General features: G+C 39.0%; 25 protein-coding genes. All 25 read left to right on the forward strand.

Annotated features, from left to right (window positions below; genetic code table 11):
* Position 1 precedes the first annotated feature (1 nt).
* Positions 2 to 229 (forward strand): helix-turn-helix domain-containing protein, encoded by a 228-nt coding sequence (locus tag PP176A_RS06940; RefSeq protein WP_071139734.1) that lies wholly within the window; start codon positions 2 to 4, stop codon positions 227 to 229.
* Positions 226 to 420 (forward strand): hypothetical protein, encoded by a 195-nt coding sequence (locus tag PP176A_RS06945; protein ID WP_071139735.1) that lies wholly within the window; start codon positions 226 to 228, stop codon positions 418 to 420. The genes PP176A_RS06940 and PP176A_RS06945 overlap by 4 nt, the downstream gene beginning before the upstream one ends.
* On the forward strand, positions 417 to 572 hold the full coding sequence (locus tag PP176A_RS16210; RefSeq protein ID WP_159429046.1) for a hypothetical protein: 156 nt from the start codon (positions 417 to 419) through the stop codon (positions 570 to 572). The genes PP176A_RS06945 and PP176A_RS16210 overlap by 4 nt, the downstream gene beginning before the upstream one ends.
* Positions 565 to 870 carry a hypothetical protein gene (locus PP176A_RS06950; protein WP_071139736.1) on the forward strand — a complete coding sequence of 102 codons (306 nt, stop codon included), beginning with the start codon at positions 565 to 567 and terminating at the stop codon, positions 868 to 870. The genes PP176A_RS16210 and PP176A_RS06950 overlap by 8 nt, the downstream gene beginning before the upstream one ends.
* Positions 867 to 1,022 carry a hypothetical protein gene (locus PP176A_RS16215; RefSeq protein ID WP_159429047.1) on the forward strand — a complete coding sequence of 52 codons (156 nt, stop codon included), beginning with the start codon at positions 867 to 869 and terminating at the stop codon, positions 1,020 to 1,022. The genes PP176A_RS06950 and PP176A_RS16215 overlap by 4 nt, the downstream gene beginning before the upstream one ends.
* Positions 1,007 to 1,171, forward strand: a complete 165-nt coding sequence (locus PP176A_RS16220) for a hypothetical protein (protein WP_159429048.1) — start codon at positions 1,007 to 1,009, stop codon at positions 1,169 to 1,171. Before PP176A_RS16215 ends, PP176A_RS16220 begins: the two co-directional genes overlap by 16 nt.
* Complete coding sequence (locus tag PP176A_RS06955) at positions 1,168 to 1,701, forward strand: hypothetical protein (RefSeq protein WP_071139737.1); 534 nt, start codon at positions 1,168 to 1,170, stop codon at positions 1,699 to 1,701. Before PP176A_RS16220 ends, PP176A_RS06955 begins: the two co-directional genes overlap by 4 nt.
* On the forward strand, positions 1,702 to 2,028 hold the full coding sequence (locus PP176A_RS06960; protein WP_071139738.1) for a hypothetical protein: 327 nt from the start codon (positions 1,702 to 1,704) through the stop codon (positions 2,026 to 2,028). It begins immediately after the preceding gene.
* Positions 2,025 to 3,224 (forward strand): DUF2800 domain-containing protein, encoded by a 1,200-nt coding sequence (locus tag PP176A_RS06965; RefSeq protein WP_200796075.1) that lies wholly within the window; start codon positions 2,025 to 2,027, stop codon positions 3,222 to 3,224. The genes PP176A_RS06960 and PP176A_RS06965 overlap by 4 nt, the downstream gene beginning before the upstream one ends.
* Positions 3,217 to 3,879, forward strand: coding sequence for a DUF2815 family protein (locus PP176A_RS06970; RefSeq protein WP_071139739.1), 663 nt, complete (start codon positions 3,217 to 3,219; stop codon positions 3,877 to 3,879). The genes PP176A_RS06965 and PP176A_RS06970 overlap by 8 nt, the downstream gene beginning before the upstream one ends.
* Positions 3,876 to 5,867 carry a DNA polymerase gene (locus PP176A_RS06975; RefSeq protein ID WP_071139740.1) on the forward strand — a complete coding sequence of 664 codons (1,992 nt, stop codon included), beginning with the start codon at positions 3,876 to 3,878 and terminating at the stop codon, positions 5,865 to 5,867. Before PP176A_RS06970 ends, PP176A_RS06975 begins: the two co-directional genes overlap by 4 nt.
* 161 nt (positions 5,868 to 6,028) lie before the next feature.
* Positions 6,029 to 8,356, forward strand: a complete 2,328-nt coding sequence (locus PP176A_RS06980) for a virulence-associated E family protein (protein WP_234958864.1) — start codon at positions 6,029 to 6,031, stop codon at positions 8,354 to 8,356.
* A 382-nt stretch (positions 8,357 to 8,738) separates the two neighbouring features.
* Positions 8,739 to 9,053 carry a VRR-NUC domain-containing protein gene (locus tag PP176A_RS06985; protein ID WP_071139742.1) on the forward strand — a complete coding sequence of 105 codons (315 nt, stop codon included), beginning with the start codon at positions 8,739 to 8,741 and terminating at the stop codon, positions 9,051 to 9,053.
* 13 nt (positions 9,054 to 9,066) lie between these two features.
* Positions 9,067 to 10,446 (forward strand): DEAD/DEAH box helicase, encoded by a 1,380-nt coding sequence (locus tag PP176A_RS06990; protein ID WP_071139743.1) that lies wholly within the window; start codon positions 9,067 to 9,069, stop codon positions 10,444 to 10,446.
* Positions 10,443 to 10,808: a hypothetical protein gene (locus PP176A_RS06995; protein ID WP_071139744.1), complete on the forward strand. Its 366-nt coding sequence runs from the start codon at positions 10,443 to 10,445 to the stop codon at positions 10,806 to 10,808. Before PP176A_RS06990 ends, PP176A_RS06995 begins: the two co-directional genes overlap by 4 nt.
* 266 nt (positions 10,809 to 11,074) lie before the next feature.
* A complete protein-coding gene (locus PP176A_RS07000; protein ID WP_071139745.1) occupies positions 11,075 to 11,653 on the forward strand; it encodes a DUF4236 domain-containing protein in 579 nt (192 codons plus the stop codon).
* 110 nt (positions 11,654 to 11,763) lie between these two features.
* Positions 11,764 to 11,985 (forward strand): type II toxin-antitoxin system HicA family toxin, encoded by a 222-nt coding sequence (locus PP176A_RS07005; protein WP_200796077.1) that lies wholly within the window; start codon positions 11,764 to 11,766, stop codon positions 11,983 to 11,985.
* Between the two features lie 75 nt (positions 11,986 to 12,060).
* Positions 12,061 to 12,387: a type II toxin-antitoxin system HicB family antitoxin gene (locus PP176A_RS07010; protein ID WP_200796079.1), complete on the forward strand. Its 327-nt coding sequence runs from the start codon at positions 12,061 to 12,063 to the stop codon at positions 12,385 to 12,387.
* Between the two features lie 274 nt (positions 12,388 to 12,661).
* Positions 12,662 to 12,820 carry an HNH endonuclease gene (locus PP176A_RS16750; protein ID WP_373419508.1) on the forward strand — a complete coding sequence of 53 codons (159 nt, stop codon included), beginning with the start codon at positions 12,662 to 12,664 and terminating at the stop codon, positions 12,818 to 12,820.
* A 169-nt stretch (positions 12,821 to 12,989) separates the two neighbouring features.
* Positions 12,990 to 13,310, forward strand: a complete 321-nt coding sequence (locus PP176A_RS07015; RefSeq protein WP_071139748.1) for a P27 family phage terminase small subunit — start codon at positions 12,990 to 12,992, stop codon at positions 13,308 to 13,310.
* Positions 13,288 to 14,940 (forward strand): terminase large subunit domain-containing protein, encoded by a 1,653-nt coding sequence (locus tag PP176A_RS07020; protein ID WP_071139749.1) that lies wholly within the window; start codon positions 13,288 to 13,290, stop codon positions 14,938 to 14,940. The genes PP176A_RS07015 and PP176A_RS07020 overlap by 23 nt, the downstream gene beginning before the upstream one ends.
* Before the next feature lie 18 nt (positions 14,941 to 14,958).
* Positions 14,959 to 16,119: a phage portal protein gene (locus PP176A_RS07025; RefSeq protein WP_071139750.1), complete on the forward strand. Its 1,161-nt coding sequence runs from the start codon at positions 14,959 to 14,961 to the stop codon at positions 16,117 to 16,119.
* Positions 16,112 to 16,867 carry a head maturation protease, ClpP-related gene (locus PP176A_RS07030; RefSeq protein ID WP_071139751.1) on the forward strand — a complete coding sequence of 252 codons (756 nt, stop codon included), beginning with the start codon at positions 16,112 to 16,114 and terminating at the stop codon, positions 16,865 to 16,867. Before PP176A_RS07025 ends, PP176A_RS07030 begins: the two co-directional genes overlap by 8 nt.
* Positions 16,867 to 18,075 (forward strand): phage major capsid protein, encoded by a 1,209-nt coding sequence (locus PP176A_RS07035; protein WP_200796083.1) that lies wholly within the window; start codon positions 16,867 to 16,869, stop codon positions 18,073 to 18,075. Before PP176A_RS07030 ends, PP176A_RS07035 begins: the two co-directional genes overlap by 1 nt.
* A 12-nt stretch (positions 18,076 to 18,087) precedes the next feature.
* Complete coding sequence (locus PP176A_RS16400) at positions 18,088 to 18,645, forward strand: hypothetical protein (RefSeq protein ID WP_071139752.1); 558 nt, start codon at positions 18,088 to 18,090, stop codon at positions 18,643 to 18,645.
* Position 18,646: the final 1 nt, after the last annotated feature.

An 18,646-nucleotide genomic window follows, 5' to 3' on the forward strand; every position in this document is an offset into this window, starting at 1 on the left:
AATGGAAGATATTTTGTATACAGTGCCAGAAGTTGCAAAACTGATTAAAACCAATTCTGCATATGTTTATGAATTAATAAATGCTGGCTTACTTCCGGTACTAAGGTTAGGAAGATACAAAGTAAGAAGAACCGCTCTATTGGATTTTCTAAAAGAATACGAAGGCAAAGACTTAACTGATCCTAATAATATTGAGGAACTACAAATAAAGGAGGCCCAAGAAAAATGAATAAAAATTTGATAATTGCCAAATTGGAAATCTTGAACATTCTCCTGCGGGAGAAAATAGAAGATAGCAATGTACGAGTTTGTGCAGACAGAATTGAACAATACACAGTTGCAAAGAACAAGGAATATTTTGAAAAGGAAATTGAGGAAAACGAGGCACTGATAAAGGAATTGAGGGAGGATACAAAATGAAAATTGAAAAAGATGAAGTAAACCTTGAATTGGCGGCAGAAGTATCAGGCCTCGCGAGAAACATATTGCAAGAAAGACCGGAACTGAAATACTGTCAGGCAGTTGAACTGGTAAAGGAAATATTAAAAAAGGAGGAAAGAGCAAATGGCTAAAATAATAGTTCAAATTCCGCTCTCTAAATATCTGAGAGAGATAACCAAAGGCTGGGGAAAAGCATACGTAACTAAAACATACGGAGGACAAGTTTGGCTGAGTGATCACGCGCCGGGAGAGATTTACGAAGAAGATAAAGGGACGCCCAGAAAAAATTATATAGAATTCAATGATTCTAATGTATGGCAACCTCTTCCTAAAGAGGTTTACCAATATATCGATTTAGAAAACGGTGCATCAAAAAGCTTAAAACAAGTATTAAAAGAAATAAAAATGAAGGAGGATGAGGAGAAATGAGACTAATAGCTGGTTTTGTTGGAAAGGTAAAAGATTTCAGACCAATATTTGCAAAAAAAGAAGACCTTCCCGAACTACCGGAAAAGGCCAAAATAAATAACTTTGATATCTACATTCTACCAGAAAGAGGTGACGAATGCAAATGCAAATAGATATAGAAAATCTAAAAGGTCTATTAGAAATGGTTAAAAACGTGAGAGAAGAGCTATCCAAAGGGCAGACAAGCATTGTAGCAGACTTCCAACTAAAGGTGGTTGAGAATAGTTTGGAAAATTGGATAGGAAAGGAGGATAAAAAATGATAAATACAAAAAAATTAGCATCGGCCTTAAAAGGCGTAAAAAACCTTAAATGGCTAAGGGAGGGAGAATTTGACTACTTAACAGCGGATTACTGGGGCCTAAAAATACCAGAATTAAAGGGCGCCGATATCAAACCCTTATTAAGAAAATTCGATACCATCCCCCAGGAAGGAGAGACGCTATCTACAGGTAATCCTGATAGAAAGCCTGAAAGAATGGAAGAGGATAAAAAATTTATAAAGAGCATACTGCAAATACCAAAAGAAACTAAAGAAATAAAATATACAAAATTATTGTATCAGGTCCCTGAAGAAATTTGTTCAATATTCATAAACGATGACAAGAAGTATATTTTTGTAAATAAAAGATATACGGATTTAGTAGGAGATTACACTCAAAATTTTAAAATACTCGGTACTACACCCAGTAATTTAATATATTTCACGGATGAACCGGAATTGCTAATAATATGCCCATATATAAAAGTCAAGACAGAAAAAATAAATTATTTGAAGGAGGCAAATGAATAAATGGATATTCAGGTAACAGTAACAATCTCTAATAAATTAGAAGAAATCCTAAATAACCTTATAGCAGCTATGGAGGGCAAAATAGCAACACAACAACCAGTACAACAACCAGTACAACCAATACAGCCGGAAAACATACCAATACAAACCATATCCTACACAATGGAACAATTAGCCGTAGCCGCTACCCAGCTTATGGATGCGGGAAAAAGAAATGAACTAATCGGCTTATTGGGGCAATTTGGAGTACAAGCCCTGACAGCCCTTCCAAAAAAACAATACGGGGCATTTGCAACAAAGCTAAGAGAAATGGGGGCAAAGATATGACAGAGAATATGACAGCCCCGATAACCATTCCTGAGCACGCGCTGCTATCCGCAAGCAGTGCGAGCAGATGGTTAGCTTGTCCTCCTTCTGCGAGGCTTGAAGAACAATTTCCGGATACGGAAAGTGATTATGCAAAAGAAGGAACATTGGCCCATCAAGTAGCAGAATTAAAACTTAGAAAATATTTTTTAGAGCCTATGGGTCCAAGAAAATTTAATAATAGAATAAAAAAATTTAAAGAAGATCCTTTATGGCAGGATGAAATACTAAAATACACAGATGTATATTTGGAGTATGTTCAAAAAGCTGCGTTGCGATATAAAACTTCTCCCTATGTAGCAGCTGAAAAAAGATTAAATTTTAGTAATTACGCCCCCGAGGGATTTGGTACCGGAGACTGCATTCTGATAGGCGATAATACCCTTCATATAATTGATTTTAAATATGGTAAAGGTGTTCCAGTATCTGCGGAAGAAAACCCGCAAATGAAGTTATACGCATTAGGAGCCTATAGTGAATACTCCTTCTTGTACAATATAAAAACTATAAAAATGACCATAGTACAGCCAAGAATAGATAATATATCAGAATATGAGATGACAATAGAAAAATTATTAAATTGGGGAGAAGCAATAAAACCAATAGCCCAAAAAGCATATGGGGGAGAAGGCAAATACGTACAAGGCGAGCATTGCAGATTTTGCCGGGCAAAGAGACTTTGCAGGGCAAGGGCAGAATTTAATACAAGCCTTGAAGAATACAACTACATGAAACCACCTTTAATAAGCAATGAAGAAGTAGGACAGATATTGGAGAAAGCCCGACATCTTGCAAAATGGGTAAAAGACCTTGAGGAATATGCCCTTGGCGCTTGTTTAAACGGGGAAGAAATACCAGGATGGAAGGCAGTAGAAGGCAGGAGTACCAGAACATTTACAAACATGGACGAAGCATTTGAGATACTGAAGAAAAATGGTATAGATGAAGCAATGTTGTATGAAAGAAAGCCCATTACCCTTACGATGGTAGAAAAACTATTGCCTAAAAAGAAATTTGAGGAATTACTTAAAAATTATATCGAAAAACCGCCAGGTAAGCCAACATTAGCAAGCCAAGAAGATAAAAGACCAGCAATAACAAACAAAATTACAGCCGAAGAGGCGTTTAAAAATGGAGGAGGAATAATAAATGAATAACGCACAACAAGTAACAACCGGAAAAGTAAGATTAAGCTACACGCATGTATTTGCGCCGTATGCTCATCAGCCTAACCAAGAGGCTAAATATAGTACCACAGTATTAGTTCCTAAGTCTGATATAGCAACAAAACAAAGGATAGACACCGCCATAAATGCGGCAATAGAAATAGGAATAAAAGATAAATGGGGCGGGGTAAGACCCCCAATATTAGCCATACCAGTGCACGATGGGGACGGAACAAGACCATCCGACGGCATGCCCTTTGGACAGGAATGCAAAGGACACTGGGTATTTACTGCAAGCAGCAAGCAACCAATAGCCGTAGTAGACACGAACCTTAACCCTATTATAAACCAAAGCGAGGTATACAGCGGAGTATATGCGAGAATATGTGTAACTTTTTTCCCATATAACAGCAACGGGAAAAAAGGCATAGGAATAGGATTAGGACCTATACAAAAAATAGAAGACGGCGAACCTTTAGGCGGTGGAGTGACAGCCGAACAAGCCTTTGGCGGAACCAACGCGTATATGGGGGCACCACAACAGTCACAGCCGCAACAACCACAACCACAACCACAGCAACCACAACAGCAATACGATCCAATTACAGGCGCGCCAATTACACCCGGTGGTGTGATGGGGATATGAGACACCTTAGCGTAGATATAGAAACTTTTAGTAGTGTAGGTATAAAAAAAGCGGGATTGTACAAATATGTGCAATCCCCTGATTTTCAGATATTGTTATTTGCTTACAGTTTAGACGAGAGCCCGGTACAAATTATAGATTTAATGCAAGGAGAGAAAATACCACAAGAAATAATAAATTTAATATTTAGTACTGATACAATAAAACATGCCTATAATGCCCCGTTTGAGTGGTATTGTTTAAGCAAGTATTTTAATCTTTCAGATGAAAATCGTATCAACTGGCTACAACAATGGCAATGTACCATGCTGCATGGTTTATACTGCGGATATACGGCAGGACTCGCAGCCACAGCCATAGCATTAGGGCTTCCAGAGGATAAACGCAAGATGAGTATAGGAAGTGCACTTATAAGAACTTTCTGCATACCGTGTAAACCAACTAAGAATAACGGCAACAGAACAAGAACATTACCACAGCATGAACCGGAAAAATGGAATCTGTTTAAAGATTACTGTAAACAAGACGTTGTTACGGAAATGGAAATAGAAAAAAAATTAAGCAATTTTCTGGTACCCGAACAAGAACAAAAATTGTGGCGGCTTGATCAGCAAATCAATTCTTATGGTGTAGCGGTGGACAGAAAACTCATTGAGGGAGCTTTATACTGCAATGAAATTATTGAAAATGAGCTTACGCAGGAAGCTACTAATATATCCGGATTAGAAAATCCTAATAGTATACAGCAACTAAGCAAATGGCTCAAAAAAGAAACAGGGGAAGAAATAACGGACCTGCGAAAAGACACAGTAAAGGAGCTAATAAACACAGTAGATGATAAGGCAAAACGTATGCTTGAAATAAGGCAGGAACTGTCTAAGACATCCATAAAAAAATATACAGCCATGAATGAAGCAGTGTGCATAGACGGAAGAATAAGAGGATTGCTTCAATTCTATGGAGCAAACAGAACCGGAAGATGGGCCGGACGTTTAGTACAGGTACAAAACTTACCGCGCAACTACTTAGAAACTTTATCATTAGCAAGACAACTTGTTAAGAATAAGAAGATAGGTGCTTTAAAAATTATATACGAAAGTATACCCGATACTCTAAGTCAGCTCATAAGGACGGCTTTCATACCATCCGAAGGTAATATATTTGTAGATGCCGATTTCAGTGCCATAGAGGCAAGAGTAATCGCATGGCTTGCAGACGAACAATGGCGGCTTGATGTATTCAAGAGCCACGGCAAAATATATGAAGCCTCGGCAAGTCAAATGTTCGGGATACCCATAGAAAAAATTAAAAAAGGCAATCCCGAATATGCCCTTAGGCAAAAAGGAAAGGTCGCAGAGTTAGCATTAGGGTACCAAGGAGGAAGCGGCGCACTAATTGCTATGGGCGCCCTAAATATGGGGCTGGCGGAAGAAGAACTTCCGGAGATTGTAAACAGATGGAGGTCAACCAACAAAAGAATAGTCTCTTTGTGGTATGCGGTGGAAAGTACAGTACTTGAAGTTATGCATACGGGTAGGCCTATGGGTATTAAAAATCTTATATTTGCCCGAGAATGCGATATTCAAAATGAGCAAGATTTTTTAACAATTACATTGCCATCTGGAAGAAAACTATTTTACGTAAAACCATTTCTTCAAAATAATGAATGGGGAAAAGAAACTTTATGCTATAAAGGAATGAACCAGACAACTAAAAAATGGGAAACAATTTATGCTTATGGGGGTAAAATAGTAGAAAACATTACCCAGGCAATAGCGAGGGATTGCTTGGCTGAAAACATTAGAAAACTGTCGAGTGCTGGATATAAAATAGTATTCCACGTCCACGACGAAGTAATAATCGACTGCCCGAAAGAATATGCAGATTTAGACCAGGTATGCCAGATTATGGGGCAACCCATACCGTGGGCGCCCGGGTTACCATTAAAGGCTGATGGTTTTAAAGCAGAATTTTTTAAGAAGGATTAAGGAGCGATGCTTCTATGATAAATGATAAAAAACTAACTATAAGTATAGCAAACAGCCGTAAATCTACTACATGGCTACAGCAAAATATATACTGGTCCGAACTTGTAGAGCGGCTAAAAACGCCTGTAAGAAGCACAGAAACACTACAGGAATACCTTAGGATGTCTAAAGCCAAACAGGACAATCTAAAGGACGTCGGAGGCTTTGTGGCGGGCAGCCTAAAAGACAATAAGAGAGGATCCAATAATATAAAAGGCAGGGATATAGTAGTACTCGACTTAGATAATATCCCTGCCGAACATACGCAGGACGTTTTACTTAGGCTTGAAGGTTTAGGATGCGGGTATGCAGTCTACAGTACAAGAAAGCATGAACCTCTTAAGCCGAGATTAAGGGTACTGTTGCCCTTAAACAGAACGTGTACGGCGGATGAATATGAACCTATAGCAAGAAAAATTGCAAGCATAGTAGGTATCGAATTGTGTGATCCTACGACATTTCAAGCGAGTAGGCTGATGTACTGGCCTTCATGCTGTAGCAACAGCCAGTATGTATACCAGTTTGCAGATAAGCCATTTATAGATGCCGATGGAATGCTTGGAATGTATAGCGACTGGAGAAATGTTGCTGAATGGCCACAAGTACCGGGAGCGCAGCAGACACAGACTAGGCGCGCCGAAAAACAAACGGACCCTACAGGAAAAGAAGGCATTATCGGGGCATTTTGCAGGGTCTATGATATTTACAAAGCCATCAATACATTTATACCCAATGTATATGCAGCTTGCGATATGGAGAACAGGCTGACCTATACGGGGGGTTCTACCACAGCAGGGGCAATCATATATGACAATGGGAAATTCTTATACAGCCACCATGCAACGGACCCGGCGGGGGGTAAACTGTGCAACGCATTCGACCTGGTAAGACTTCATAGATTTGGCGAACTTGACGAAGAATCAAAGCCCGATACACCCATAAGCAAACTACCAAGCTATAAGGCTATGTGCGAATTTGCCGTAAAAGATAAACAGGTATCATCCCTGCTTAATCAGGAAAGATACAATGAAGCAAACATAAAATTCTCAACTGAGATAAAAGACGATGCTAATTGGATCGGCTTATTAAAAGTGTCTCCATCGTCAGGAAAATCACTGAAAACAATTGAAAACGTAAGAATTGTTTTAGAACACGACCCGTTATTAAAAGGACGGATAAAAGAAGATAAATTCGGAGAATTTATATGCCTTACCGCACCTTTGCCCTGGGGAAACAGACAAAACGAAAAAGGAACGGACAGGTGGAAAGACGCCGACAGCTCCGGGCTTAGGGAATATATAGAAAAAATATTGGGCTTTAGATCTGGGGATATAGTGGACGATGCCCTTAGAAATCACGCATCCGCAAACGGATTCAACCCTGTAACCGACTATCTGAATAATTTGGAATGGGACGAGGTACTCCGTTTAGATACCCTATTTATCGACTATTTAGGCGCAGAAGACAGCAAATATTTAAGAACCGTAACAAGGAAAGCCCTGACAGCCGCTGTAGCAAGAGCCATGCAGCCGGGGATTAAATTCGACTATATGCCTGTAATTTGTGGAAGGCAAGGAATAGGAAAGTCTACTATCCTTAGAAAATTGGGCAAGAACTGGTTTTCCGACAGCATAAAAACCTTTGAAGGCAAAGACGGAGCAGAGCTTTTACAGGGCGTATGGATAGTAGAAATAAGCGAACTTGAAGCCTTCAACAAATCTGATATCAATGCCGTAAAATCCTTCCTTAGCAAGGAAGACGACCAGTACAGGGCGGCATACGGAAGGATAACGGAGAAACACCTGCGAAAAAGTGTATTCTTCGGCACAACGAACAATTACGACTATTTAAGAGACCCCACAGGAAACAGAAGGTTCTGGCCCGTAGATGCAGAAATACAAGAACCTACAAAGTCTATTTTCCAGGATTTGGATGAAGAACTGGACCAGATATGGGCGGAAGCCGTTATGCGCTGGAGGCTGGGAGAACCGCTGTACCTGTCGAAAGAAATGGAGGAAGAAGCAGAGAAAAAGAGGCAAGAACACATAGACAGAGATCCCCTACAGGGACAAATAGAAGAATTTTTAGACCAACCGTTACCCTGTGACTGGCAAAAATGGTCCCTAGATAGGCGCAGAATGTTTTGGGCTAATGGGGTTACGGGGGATATAAAATTAGTAAAAAGAGACAAAATTTGTGCAGCTGAGATATGGAAAGAGTGTTTATGTGAGAGTAAAAATATTCCAAAAAAGGAAGCCCGCCGAATAAATTCCATATTAGATTCCCTGCCTGGTTGGAAAAGGGCAGACGTAATAAGATTCGGGGCAGAATACGGTAGACAAAAGGGATTTAAACGAATTGAGGGGTCTTTAAATACCTTAAAAATTGTGGATCAAAATGTACACCAACCTGAAAAAAATGTTCATCAAATATCCGAAAATGTTCGCTAGATTTAATTAGAAATTAATGGAAGATGTTCACCAAAAAATATTTGGTGAACATCAAAGTGAACACTTTGGTGAACAGCTAAAACCTGTTTATTACTATTACTTTATAGATTTGTTCACCAAGTCACTAACTTTTACTATAGAGAGGTATATATAGATATATATACATACGTTATACACCTTAATACGCATAATGCATATATACTATAAGGAAAAAATTTAATAATTAGTTGACAAATCGCTCGTAAGCGAGTAATTACGGGGCTTAGGACGTTCACTACAGACGTTCACCACAGATGAGCGCCTAAAAAATGGAATTAAAAAGGTAAAAGTTAATATATTTACTGGTAATTTAAAAATTGTATCCGCAAGGAGTGAAAGACAGATGAAAGAGAAAGAAATAGAAACTTACCTGAGAAATGAAATAAAAAAGTTGGGTGGTAAGGCATATAAATTTGTTTCCCCCGGAAATAACGGAGTACCTGACAGACTGATATGCCTTCCTGGTGGCCAAGTAGTGTTTGTTGAAACCAAGGCTTCAGGGAAAAAGTCTACAGCACTACAACTGAAAAAGCAAAAAGAGCTTAGAGATTTAGGATTTGTAGTTTATGGAGGAGTAGCAGGTGAGGTGGATAGCAAGGAAAAGGTAGACGAAATAATGAAATATTGTGCTGAATTAATTATTATAGCTTGTAAATAAAGGACGTGAGCGAATGAAATTTGTACCGCATGCATATCAAAAATATTGCATTAATCGCATGATAAATGAAAATAAGTTAGGTTTGTTTCTTGATATGGGGCTAGGAAAAACCGTTATTACTCTGACAGCTGTAAATGACTTAAAGTACAATAGATTCTTGATAAATAAAGTACTTGTTATAGCGCCGAAAAAAGTAGCCGAGGCAACCTGGAGTAAAGAAGCTAAGAAATGGGATCATTTGAAATTACTTAGGATAAATTTAGTACTTGGTTCAAGGTCAAAAAGAATAAAAGCTTTAAGTATACCAGGTGATATATGGGTTATTAATAGGGAAAATGTTCAGTGGCTGGTGGGTTATTACAGAAATGCTTGGCCGTTTGATATGGTTGTTATAGATGAGCTTAGCAGTTTTAAAAACCATCAGGCTAAGCGGTTCAAGTGTTTGACATGGGTAAGAAAGTATATAAGCAGGATAGTGGGATTAACTGGTACACCAGCATCAAATGGGTATATTGATTTGTGGGCGGAAATGTATTTGCTTGATGAAGGACAGAGGCTGGGAAAAAGAATTACGCATTACCGGGAAAGGTACTTTGAAAGAGGGTATGACGGATTCAGCTACGAACTAAAATCGGGATCCGAAGACAGTATACAGGATAAAATAAAAGATATTTGCGTATCGATGAAGTCCGAGGATTATTTAGAATTACCCGATTGTGTTTATAACGTAGTACCTGTAGTACTTAACACAAAGGCAAGGCAAGCATATGATAAGTTGGAAAAAGAGATGTTTCTTGAAGTAGATGAGAGCATAGTAGATGCGGGGAGTGCAGCGGTATTGACAAATAAACTCTTGCAAATGTGCAATGGCGCAGTATATGGAGAGGATAAAAAAGTTATAGAAGTGCATGACTGTAAGATTGAAGCATTTCTAGAACTTATAGAAGCCCTTCACGGCCAGCCGGTGATAGTGTTTTACAATTTCCAACATGATTTAGCAAGGCTGAAAAAAGTACTTTCTAAAAGCAACCTAGAAGTAAGGGAATTAAAAGGCCCGCAAGATGAAGCGGACTGGAACAATAGAAAGATAGATATACTTTTAGCGCATCCTGCCAGTACGGCATACGGGCTAAACCTTCAAGATGGAGGGAACCACGCGATATGGTTCGGACTTACGTGGAGCTTGGAGCTATACGAACAGGCTAACAGAAGGTTACACAGGCAGGGGCAGAAACAAAAAGTATTCATACACCATCTTGTGGTAGAGGACAGCAGGGACGAGGATGTGATGACGGCTTTGGAGAACAAGGCAGACATGCAGAATGCCTTATTAGAGTCCTTGAAAGCACGAATAGACAAAGTAAAAAGAGAAAATTGGAGGAGTGCTGTATGAATCCAATATCAACTTACCAAGATTTGTGTAGAGAGATTGAGATATATGAAAATAGGTTAGAAGATTTATATAGAGAAGATTATGCTTTACGAAGATTATTTTATAACAAAATAGATTTAGACGTTTATGTGGACAGGAAGCATAAAATTAATAATGAAGCGGCTATAATACAAGCTGTTATAGATGATAAGAAAGAAACTAAAAGGGCTATTTTGGAAAAACTAAATAAGTTATCCGGATTAGAGTATAAAATAGCTTATAAAAAATTTATAGAGAACAAAACCCTGAATGAAATAGCGGAGGAACTCTATATAAGCGATAGCTGGGCGATGAAATTGTCCGCAAGAATAAATAAGGAGTGAAGAAAGAATGAAGAGGGGTTTATATATACCCGTGTTATAATGATAGTAGGTGGTTATATAATTTATATACAAGGCAGCAGCCGGGGGAAGGAGGTTACCTCATTACCCCCGGCTGCTTTTAAATTAGATTCCCCTTTTGAAAGGCATGCCTGAGTGGTATGTCTTTTTGCATATTTTTACGAAATGAGAAGGATTTCCTCTTTTTTTATAGAAATATAATAATAAAATAAGCAAAAAAAACGATAAATAAAGGGGGATAGTACAATATGGGTTTGAATATCAGGAAGTCTACAAAGATAGGGAAAAGTACCAGGCTAAATATTTCTAAAAGTGGGATAGGAGTGAGTACTGGAGTAAAAGGTTTTAGGGTAGGAGTTGGTCCCAAGGGGGTAAGGAAAACAACAAGTATTCCGGGAACTGGAGTATATTATACAGAACAAAAGTCATGGGGTAGCATAAATAAGGGCAGTAAAGGGGAACGAATAGATCAACCTTATTTAAGTCCTCAGGATAGTATGATGGAAATGCTAAGTGGAATAAATCCAAGGACACCGAGTAGAGCAACAAAGCTATTAATAGCTGGATTTATTTGTCTTATATTAAGTGCAATATTTATATTGTTCTTACCAGTAGCATTTATATTGCTTGTAATAAGCGCAGCAATTATGCTTTTTACTAAAGATGGAAGAATAGCCATATGTACAGATATAGCTAAAAAGAGCATGCTAAGATATAACTTTAGTAAAGCTGAAAAGGAATGTAACAAAGTATTGAAAATAGATAAGGATAATGAATCTGCAAGAGCTATGTTAGACTTTATAAGCAAGGATAGAAAGTATATTTAGGGGGCCTATAGGCTCTTTTTTTATTATAAAAAAATTAAAAAAATATATAAAAACCTCTTGACATAATAGTACTATATATGATACTATATATACAAGGAGGTGAACAAAAGGTGGGGGTTGAAAAGATTATAAATAAAATGCAGAGACAGCCAAACGGAATAAGATTCAATGAAGTATCAAAGGTGTTAAACGCTTACGGATATGAGTTAGTGAGGAAGAATGGTTCACATAGACACTTTAGGAATAAGAAAGGTGACGTTATAACGATAAAGGAAGAGCAACCTTTGAAGGCTGTATATGTAAGAGATGTACTTACGAGAATAGGGAGATAAGAAAATCTCCTTGATTCTCCATAAGTATAACAACTTCCACCTTTCGGCATGGAGAAAAAAGACATTAACTATTACATGAATTTACCATACAATTATGTAATACAACCAATTACGGATGAAAGCGGCAGTTATTATTACGGGCAAGTATTAGAACTGGACGGTTGCCAAAGTACAGGAGAAACATTCGAGGATGCATACAACAGCCTAAGAGAAGCTATGAAGGGCTGGATGGGAGTAAAGTTAGAGCATGGGGATCCTATACCGGGAGCAATGAGGGATGAAAAGTATAGTGGTAAGTTTGTTCTTAGAGTGCCTAAGAGTTTGCATAAGAGACTAAGTATTGAGGCACAACAAGAAGGGATATCATTAAATCAATATGCACTATATAAGCTAAGCAGATAGAGCCTTGATTAATAGGCTCTATTTTATTTATGGCAAGCAAAGCTGAGAGAATAAGAACAATCTCTCGGCTATTTTTATATTCAAAGATTGGGAGGTTGGAGGAATGAAAAGATATAAGACATACACGCCATCAGAGTTGGCGGTATGGATATGAAAGTTAATAGCCAAGGATGACATTCATGCTTTCTATATCAGCAAGGCATGGCTACATCTAAGGGCAGAGGTATTGGAGGAACACAAAGGTGATGGGTGTGAGCTATGCAAGAAGAAAGGGTTGTATGTACCAGCAACAACAGTACACCATATCAAAACGGTAAGGGAATATCCATGGCTGGCCTTGACAAAGGCGAACCTCATGGCGATATGTGAGGAATGTCACTATCAGATTCATCACAAGAACAAACCGAAGTGGGATGATGAAAGATTCGAGTGACAGGAGGGCAATGGGCTATAGGCACAATGAAAGATAAATAAAATTTTTATTATACCCCCCGGGGTAATTTTTTGGAACATATTTTGACTATGGAAGAACGGGATACAAGGTAAGACAAAAGTGATTTTTCACGCATGTGAGGAATTTTTCAAGAAAGGAGAGATGCAAAATGGCAACAGCAAAGAATATAAAAGAATCGCTGTTAAAACAATTGGAAAATAAAGGCGCTAACATAGACGTATTGAAAAGTCTGATAGATGACTATATGTGGTTTTGGCAACAGGAAAGGGCAATGCAAAAAGATATTAAAAAGCGTGGTCGAACATATATGACAACATCATCAGCCGGCAAGGAGTATGAAAAAAATAATCCGTCTGTTGAAAATGCTATAAAGTACAATAAACAGATGGTGGCAATACTGGATGCACTGGGACTTGATGTGGAAAAGATAAAGGGCGAAAACAAGGATGACCCAGAAGAAGACTTGTAAGGAGATAGATGACTATATCCAATTTGTTCTTTCCGGAGAAGTTCCGATGTGTGCGGATCAGCTCGCTCTTGCCGAATATGTTCCCAAATGTTTTGAGGAAGAAGATATACATGTTGACAAGGACCAGTTGGCAAGGTACCTAAGACAGGAGAAATACTTTCCTTTCAAATTGTTTCCATGGGAAAAGTTTGTATTTACTCTTCATAATTGCGTGTATAAAAATAATGGTCTGCTTAGATGGCCTTTTCTTTTTGTACTGGTAGGCCGTGGGGCTGGCAAGAATGGCTATTTGTCTTTTGAATCCTTTTGTTGGACTTTGCCTATTAATGGAATTAAAAATTATGATGTTGATATTTTTTCCGTATCTGAGGATCAGGCGAAGACCAGTTTTGAAGACGTGTATAACGTACTTGAAGATAACTCGGAGAAGTTGCGTAAGTACTTCACATGGAATAAGGAGGTTATTAAAAATATTAAGACCGGTTCTAAAATCCGCTATCGCACTTCTGGGATAAAGACCAAAGATGGCGGCAGGCCCGGGGCGGTTGTATTCGACGAATACCATGCATATGAAAATTATAAATTATTGGCAACGGCAGAAACTGGCCTTGGCAAGAAAGCACTTCCTCGAAAGACCATAATTACTACGGATGGGAATGTAAGAGGGGGCCCCCTTGACGACATAAAGGCACGAGCTGACGAGATACTAAATGGGAAGATGGGCGATAATGGCATGATTCCTTTTATTTGCAGGCTGGATGATGAAAAGGAAGTAAGTGAAAAAAAGCTATGGTCTAAGGCCAATCCTTCATACATTTATTTTCCAACATTGAGGCAAGAACTGGACACAGAATATGGTGATTACAAAAGTGATCCCATGGCTCATTCAGATTTCATGACAAAGAGAATGAACCTTCCGAGGTCTAAGGATGAAATAAGCGTAACAAGTTGGGACAATATCCAAGCGGCTAACAGGAAATTGCCGAACCTTGAAGGGTGTGACTGTGTGGGAGCTATAGACTATATGAAAACAACGGACTTCTTGGCGGCAGGCCTACTGTTCAAGTATAAAGGTTTTTTCTGCTGGATAACTCATTCATGGGTTTGCAGCTCGTCTTTGGATTTGCCAAGAATAAAACAAGATTTGAGAGGATGGGAAGCTAAAGGACTTCTTGAATTTGTAGATGGTCCGGAGATACCCCCGAGCGTACCGGCCGAATGGCTCGCAAAACAGGCACAAAGATACAACGTCACCACCCTCGGCATAGATAACTTTCGATATACCTTGGTAGCAAGGGCGTTGAGGGAGGCAGGTTTTGACACTGACAAGGACGGAGCTAATAATATCCGGCTGACGAAACGTGTTACCCAAATGAGATATATACCAGTGATTACCAGTGCATTCAATAATCATTTGATAATATGGGGAGACAACCCCCTGATGAACTGGTACACAAATAATACATGTGTTATAGAAGATGGCGGAAACCAGTACTACGGGAAGAAGGAGGCTAAGTCCCGTAAAACTGATGGGTTCATGGCTTTTGTATCTGCGGTATGTTCGAGTGAAGATTTGGAAGATTGCGGGGAGGAATCAAGCATAGAGGATTTTAAGGTTTATTCATATTAGAGGTGGGGAGGTGAAAGATTGAAAGTAGTTGACTTTTTAAGAGACTTTTTCGGAGACAAAAAGACAGTTTACATCACTCAAAAATTGGAATCCGAAAGATATAAACTGGCGATTGAGGACTTCTCAATACAGATGGCCATTAATATGATTGCCGGAGCAATAGGCAAGTGTGAATTTAAGACGTATCTGAAAGGCCAGGAAACGAAGGCAGATGAATATTACCTTTGGAATGTAGAACCGAATGTAAATCAAAATAGCAGTCAATTCATGCAGGAGCTCATATCACGGCTCTTGTTTTTTAATGAGGTTTTGGTTGTGGAGGTAAATAATCAGCTTATCATTGCGGAGAATTTTACCCAGAATGAATATGCTCTTTACCCCAATACGTTTACAGGAGTTACCAGAGGGGACCTAACTTTCGACATGCCCTTTAGTATGCCTGATGTTTTGTATTTCAGGCTCAACAATAAAGACATAAGGGCATTGCTTTCAAACCTGATAAAAGGTTACTCCGAGATATTGAATATGGCTATAGGGAAATACAAACGTGCAGGTGGTCGAAAAGCTACGGCATCAGTAAAAAAGACAAAAAGCGGAGATAAAGACTATGAACAAAGGATAGAAGATTTTTTCAACAAAAGAATGAAGAATTATTTTGAATCTGAAAATGCGGTAGTGGTAATTCCGAATGGGGTTGAATATTCGGAAATTACCGGCGAAGCGAATAAGAAAACCACATCGGAGATAAATGATATTACCAACATCACAAAAGAAGTAATGTTCCGTGTTGCACAGGCTTTCAGAATCCCCCCGGCACTATTACAGGGGGACGTTGCGGACGTGAGTAAAGTGGTTGATGAATGGCTGACTTTCGGGATTGATCCATTAGTCGATCTCATACAAACAGAAATAAACCGCAAACGATACGGCAAGACAGCTTATTTGTCCGGTAGTTATTTGAAAATAGATACTACCGCAATTAAGCATATTGATATATTCTCCATTGCCAACCAAGCAGACAAACTTATTTCCGACGGTTTGTACAGTGTAGATGAACTCCGTATTAAGTTGGGAGATACCCCACTTAGTACTTGGTGGAGTAAAGAGCATTGGATGACAAAGAACTATCAGAAGGTTGAATACATGGGAAAGACGGAAGGAGGTGAAGGAAGTGCCTAAGACAATGTATTTTGTAAAACAATCAGCAGAACCAAACACGCTGGATTTGTACCTTTATGATTACATTGAAGGTGATGGGGAAGACTGGTGGACTGGTGAAAAGATAGAAAGCGAAACGTCCGCAAATTATGTAAAAGAGCAACTTGAAGCCGCTGGAGATGTAACACAAATTAATATTTATATTAATTCCTACGGTGGAGAAGTGAAGGAAGGGTTGGGGATATATAACCTTCTTAAAAGACATCCGGCACAAAAGACAGTTTACATTGACGGATTTGCTTGTTCAATAGCGTCGGTTATTGCCATGGTAGGAGATCCAATTATAATGGCAAATAATGGATTAATGATGATACATCATGCCAGTACATGGGCCGACGGTAATGCCGAAGAATTGAGGAAAACAGCAAATGATCTTGAGGTAATAGACAAAGCAAGTTGTTCAAGCTATCTTGTAAAAGCTGGGGACAAACTTGATGAAAAGACCTTAAGCAAATTGCTTGATGCTCAAACATGGTTAAATGCCGAGGATTGCCTGAAATATGGCTTGGCTGACAAAATAGCTGGGATTGAAGACAATGACAATATTTCTCAGGCAAAACAAAAATTTGAGAAATATATACAGCTGATTAAAAAGCAGCATCAAAGCCAAAAGCCCATTCAGGTACCAAAAGATTTTGTAAAGCAAAAAACGAACGCTGAAAAACTCATGGCAGCGTTCAAGAAAAAAATTGAAGGAGGTAATGAGTAATGGTAATGAAGTCAAAAGATGTAATGCAACAGGAATTGAAGCAGAAATTTGAAGAAGCTTTAAAGAGTGAGGATTCCGGGGCAATAACTCAGGCATTAACTGAGTTTGCTATGGGGATTCAAAACAGTGTCTTAGATGATTTTAAGGCATATCAGAAAACAAATGATTCCTCTATCCTTGCAAATAGGGGAATAAGACAATTGACAACAGATGAAACAAAGTTTTATCAGGCACTTGTAAAAGCAGTGGAAACGAAGGATATTAAAATGGCCTTCACAGGGCTTGACAATGCCCTTCCCGAAACGGTTATTGATTCAGTAATAGAGGACATAAAGAGCAATTTCCCATTGCTGTCAGCTATTACTTTCCAAAACACATCCACTTTAACAAAGATGATTGTGAACAAGAAAGGTGCTCAGCTTGCGATATGGGGGCCCCTGAACAGTACAATTACAAAAGAGCTTGAAGGAGCAATAGGATTAATACAACTTGGTACAAACAAGTTGACCGCCTTCATGCCGATTTCTAAAGACATGATAAACGTAGGCCCGCAATGGATGGATGCGTATGTAAGAGCGGTATTGACCGAAGCAAATTCCGGAGGATTGGAAAAAGCTATAGTAACAGGTACCGGGAAGGATGAACCGATAGGAATGGACAGGGACGTTTCAGACGAGGTAACAGTTACCGGTGGAGTATACCCTCAAAAAACTCCTATCGCGGTTACGGATCTGAAGCCCTTAACATTTGGAACTATTGCAAAACAATTGGCAACAGGACCTAATGGAAGATACAGACCAGTATCGGAAATACTATTGGTCGTGAATCCGGCCGACTATTTTACAAAAATTATGCCGGCTACTACAATATTGACAGCAAACGGAACCTACGCTTCCAACGTATTTCCGTATCCGACGAAGGTAATACAATCCTCTTTTGTAACAGAAGGACAGGCTATATTCGGGTTAGCTTCCCGTTACTTCATGGGGATAGGCGTTGGGGGAGACGGGGGGAAAATCGAATACTCTGATGAATACCGCTTTTTGGAAGATGAAAGAGTGTATACTACCAGAATGTATGGAAATGGTAGAGCATTAGACGACAATGCCTTTATACTTGCCGATATATCCGGCTTGACACCGGCTAATTTGGAAGTAGTTGTAAACGAGGTTAAGGGCATTGTAAATACAAAGGAACAAGGAGCCTAAGGAGTGATATAAATGGCTTTACCCGAAGGGATTCTTGAGGACATAAAAGACTATTTGAATATCAATTGGCAGGACGAAAAGACAGATAAAAGAATAACAGGATATATAAACCGAGGGATGACACGTTTGCAACATATAGCAGGCGTGTCACTTGATTTTACAGAGGAAGATTTAGCGCGTTCTTTGTTGTTCGATTATTGCAGATATGCGAATAGCCAAGCATTAGAAGTATTTGAAAAGAATTTTGAAAGTGAACTATTGGAACTCAATCTTAATAACCAACTTAAAACGCCTGAAAAGTTGATAGTAGTATCGGCCACCGGAGCCCCGGGGTATACAAAAATAAGTATTTCACCGAAGTTTTGTGATAGCTATGAGTACATGTACAAAACTGGTACGGACCTTCAATTGCCGGAGTTTTTTGAGGTGTGTGATACAGTGAAAGGTTATACCGCTTGGAACGGCACTGATGAAATTGAAGCCGTATCCGGGGATGACATTTTGATTGTTGAAATAGAAGATGGGTTCAAAGCAATCCGAGCCGGCACAACTACTGTAATAACGGGGTGAT

Origin of the sequence: Sporanaerobacter sp. PP17-6a (genome assembly GCF_900095615.1) — a bacterium.
Lineage (GTDB): Bacteria > Bacillota > Clostridia > Tissierellales > Acidilutibacteraceae > Acidilutibacter > Acidilutibacter cellobiosedens.

What these genes read in the sequence shown, in the direction of transcription:
- PP176A_RS06940 (WP_071139734.1), top strand. Translation starts at nt 2, where the DNA reads ATGGAAGATATTTTGTATACAGTGCCAGAAGTTGCAAAACTGATTAAA.
- PP176A_RS06945 (WP_071139735.1), top strand. Translation starts at nt 226, where the DNA reads ATGAATAAAAATTTGATAATTGCCAAATTGGAAATCTTGAACATTCTC.
- PP176A_RS16210 (WP_159429046.1), top strand. Translation starts at nt 417, where the DNA reads ATGAAAATTGAAAAAGATGAAGTAAACCTTGAATTGGCGGCAGAAGTA.
- PP176A_RS06950 (WP_071139736.1), top strand. Translation starts at nt 565, where the DNA reads ATGGCTAAAATAATAGTTCAAATTCCGCTCTCTAAATATCTGAGAGAG.
- PP176A_RS16215 (WP_159429047.1), top strand. Translation starts at nt 867, where the DNA reads ATGAGACTAATAGCTGGTTTTGTTGGAAAGGTAAAAGATTTCAGACCA.
- PP176A_RS16220 (WP_159429048.1), top strand. Translation starts at nt 1,007, where the DNA reads ATGCAAATGCAAATAGATATAGAAAATCTAAAAGGTCTATTAGAAATG.
- PP176A_RS06955 (WP_071139737.1), top strand. Translation starts at nt 1,168, where the DNA reads ATGATAAATACAAAAAAATTAGCATCGGCCTTAAAAGGCGTAAAAAAC.
- PP176A_RS06960 (WP_071139738.1), top strand. Translation starts at nt 1,702, where the DNA reads ATGGATATTCAGGTAACAGTAACAATCTCTAATAAATTAGAAGAAATC.
- PP176A_RS06965 (WP_200796075.1), top strand. Translation starts at nt 2,025, where the DNA reads ATGACAGAGAATATGACAGCCCCGATAACCATTCCTGAGCACGCGCTG.
- PP176A_RS06970 (WP_071139739.1), top strand. Translation starts at nt 3,217, where the DNA reads ATGAATAACGCACAACAAGTAACAACCGGAAAAGTAAGATTAAGCTAC.
- PP176A_RS06975 (WP_071139740.1), top strand. Translation starts at nt 3,876, where the DNA reads ATGAGACACCTTAGCGTAGATATAGAAACTTTTAGTAGTGTAGGTATA.
- PP176A_RS06980 (WP_234958864.1), top strand. Translation starts at nt 6,029, where the DNA reads ATGTCTAAAGCCAAACAGGACAATCTAAAGGACGTCGGAGGCTTTGTG.
- PP176A_RS06985 (WP_071139742.1), top strand. Translation starts at nt 8,739, where the DNA reads ATGAAAGAGAAAGAAATAGAAACTTACCTGAGAAATGAAATAAAAAAG.
- PP176A_RS06990 (WP_071139743.1), top strand. Translation starts at nt 9,067, where the DNA reads ATGAAATTTGTACCGCATGCATATCAAAAATATTGCATTAATCGCATG.
- PP176A_RS06995 (WP_071139744.1), top strand. Translation starts at nt 10,443, where the DNA reads ATGAATCCAATATCAACTTACCAAGATTTGTGTAGAGAGATTGAGATA.
- PP176A_RS07000 (WP_071139745.1), top strand. Translation starts at nt 11,075, where the DNA reads ATGGGTTTGAATATCAGGAAGTCTACAAAGATAGGGAAAAGTACCAGG.
- PP176A_RS07010 (WP_200796079.1), top strand. Translation starts at nt 12,061, where the DNA reads ATGAATTTACCATACAATTATGTAATACAACCAATTACGGATGAAAGC.
- PP176A_RS07015 (WP_071139748.1), top strand. Translation starts at nt 12,990, where the DNA reads ATGGCAACAGCAAAGAATATAAAAGAATCGCTGTTAAAACAATTGGAA.
- PP176A_RS07020 (WP_071139749.1), top strand. Translation starts at nt 13,288, where the DNA reads ATGACCCAGAAGAAGACTTGTAAGGAGATAGATGACTATATCCAATTT.
- PP176A_RS07035 (WP_200796083.1), top strand. Translation starts at nt 16,867, where the DNA reads ATGGTAATGAAGTCAAAAGATGTAATGCAACAGGAATTGAAGCAGAAA.
- PP176A_RS16400 (WP_071139752.1), top strand. Translation starts at nt 18,088, where the DNA reads ATGGCTTTACCCGAAGGGATTCTTGAGGACATAAAAGACTATTTGAAT.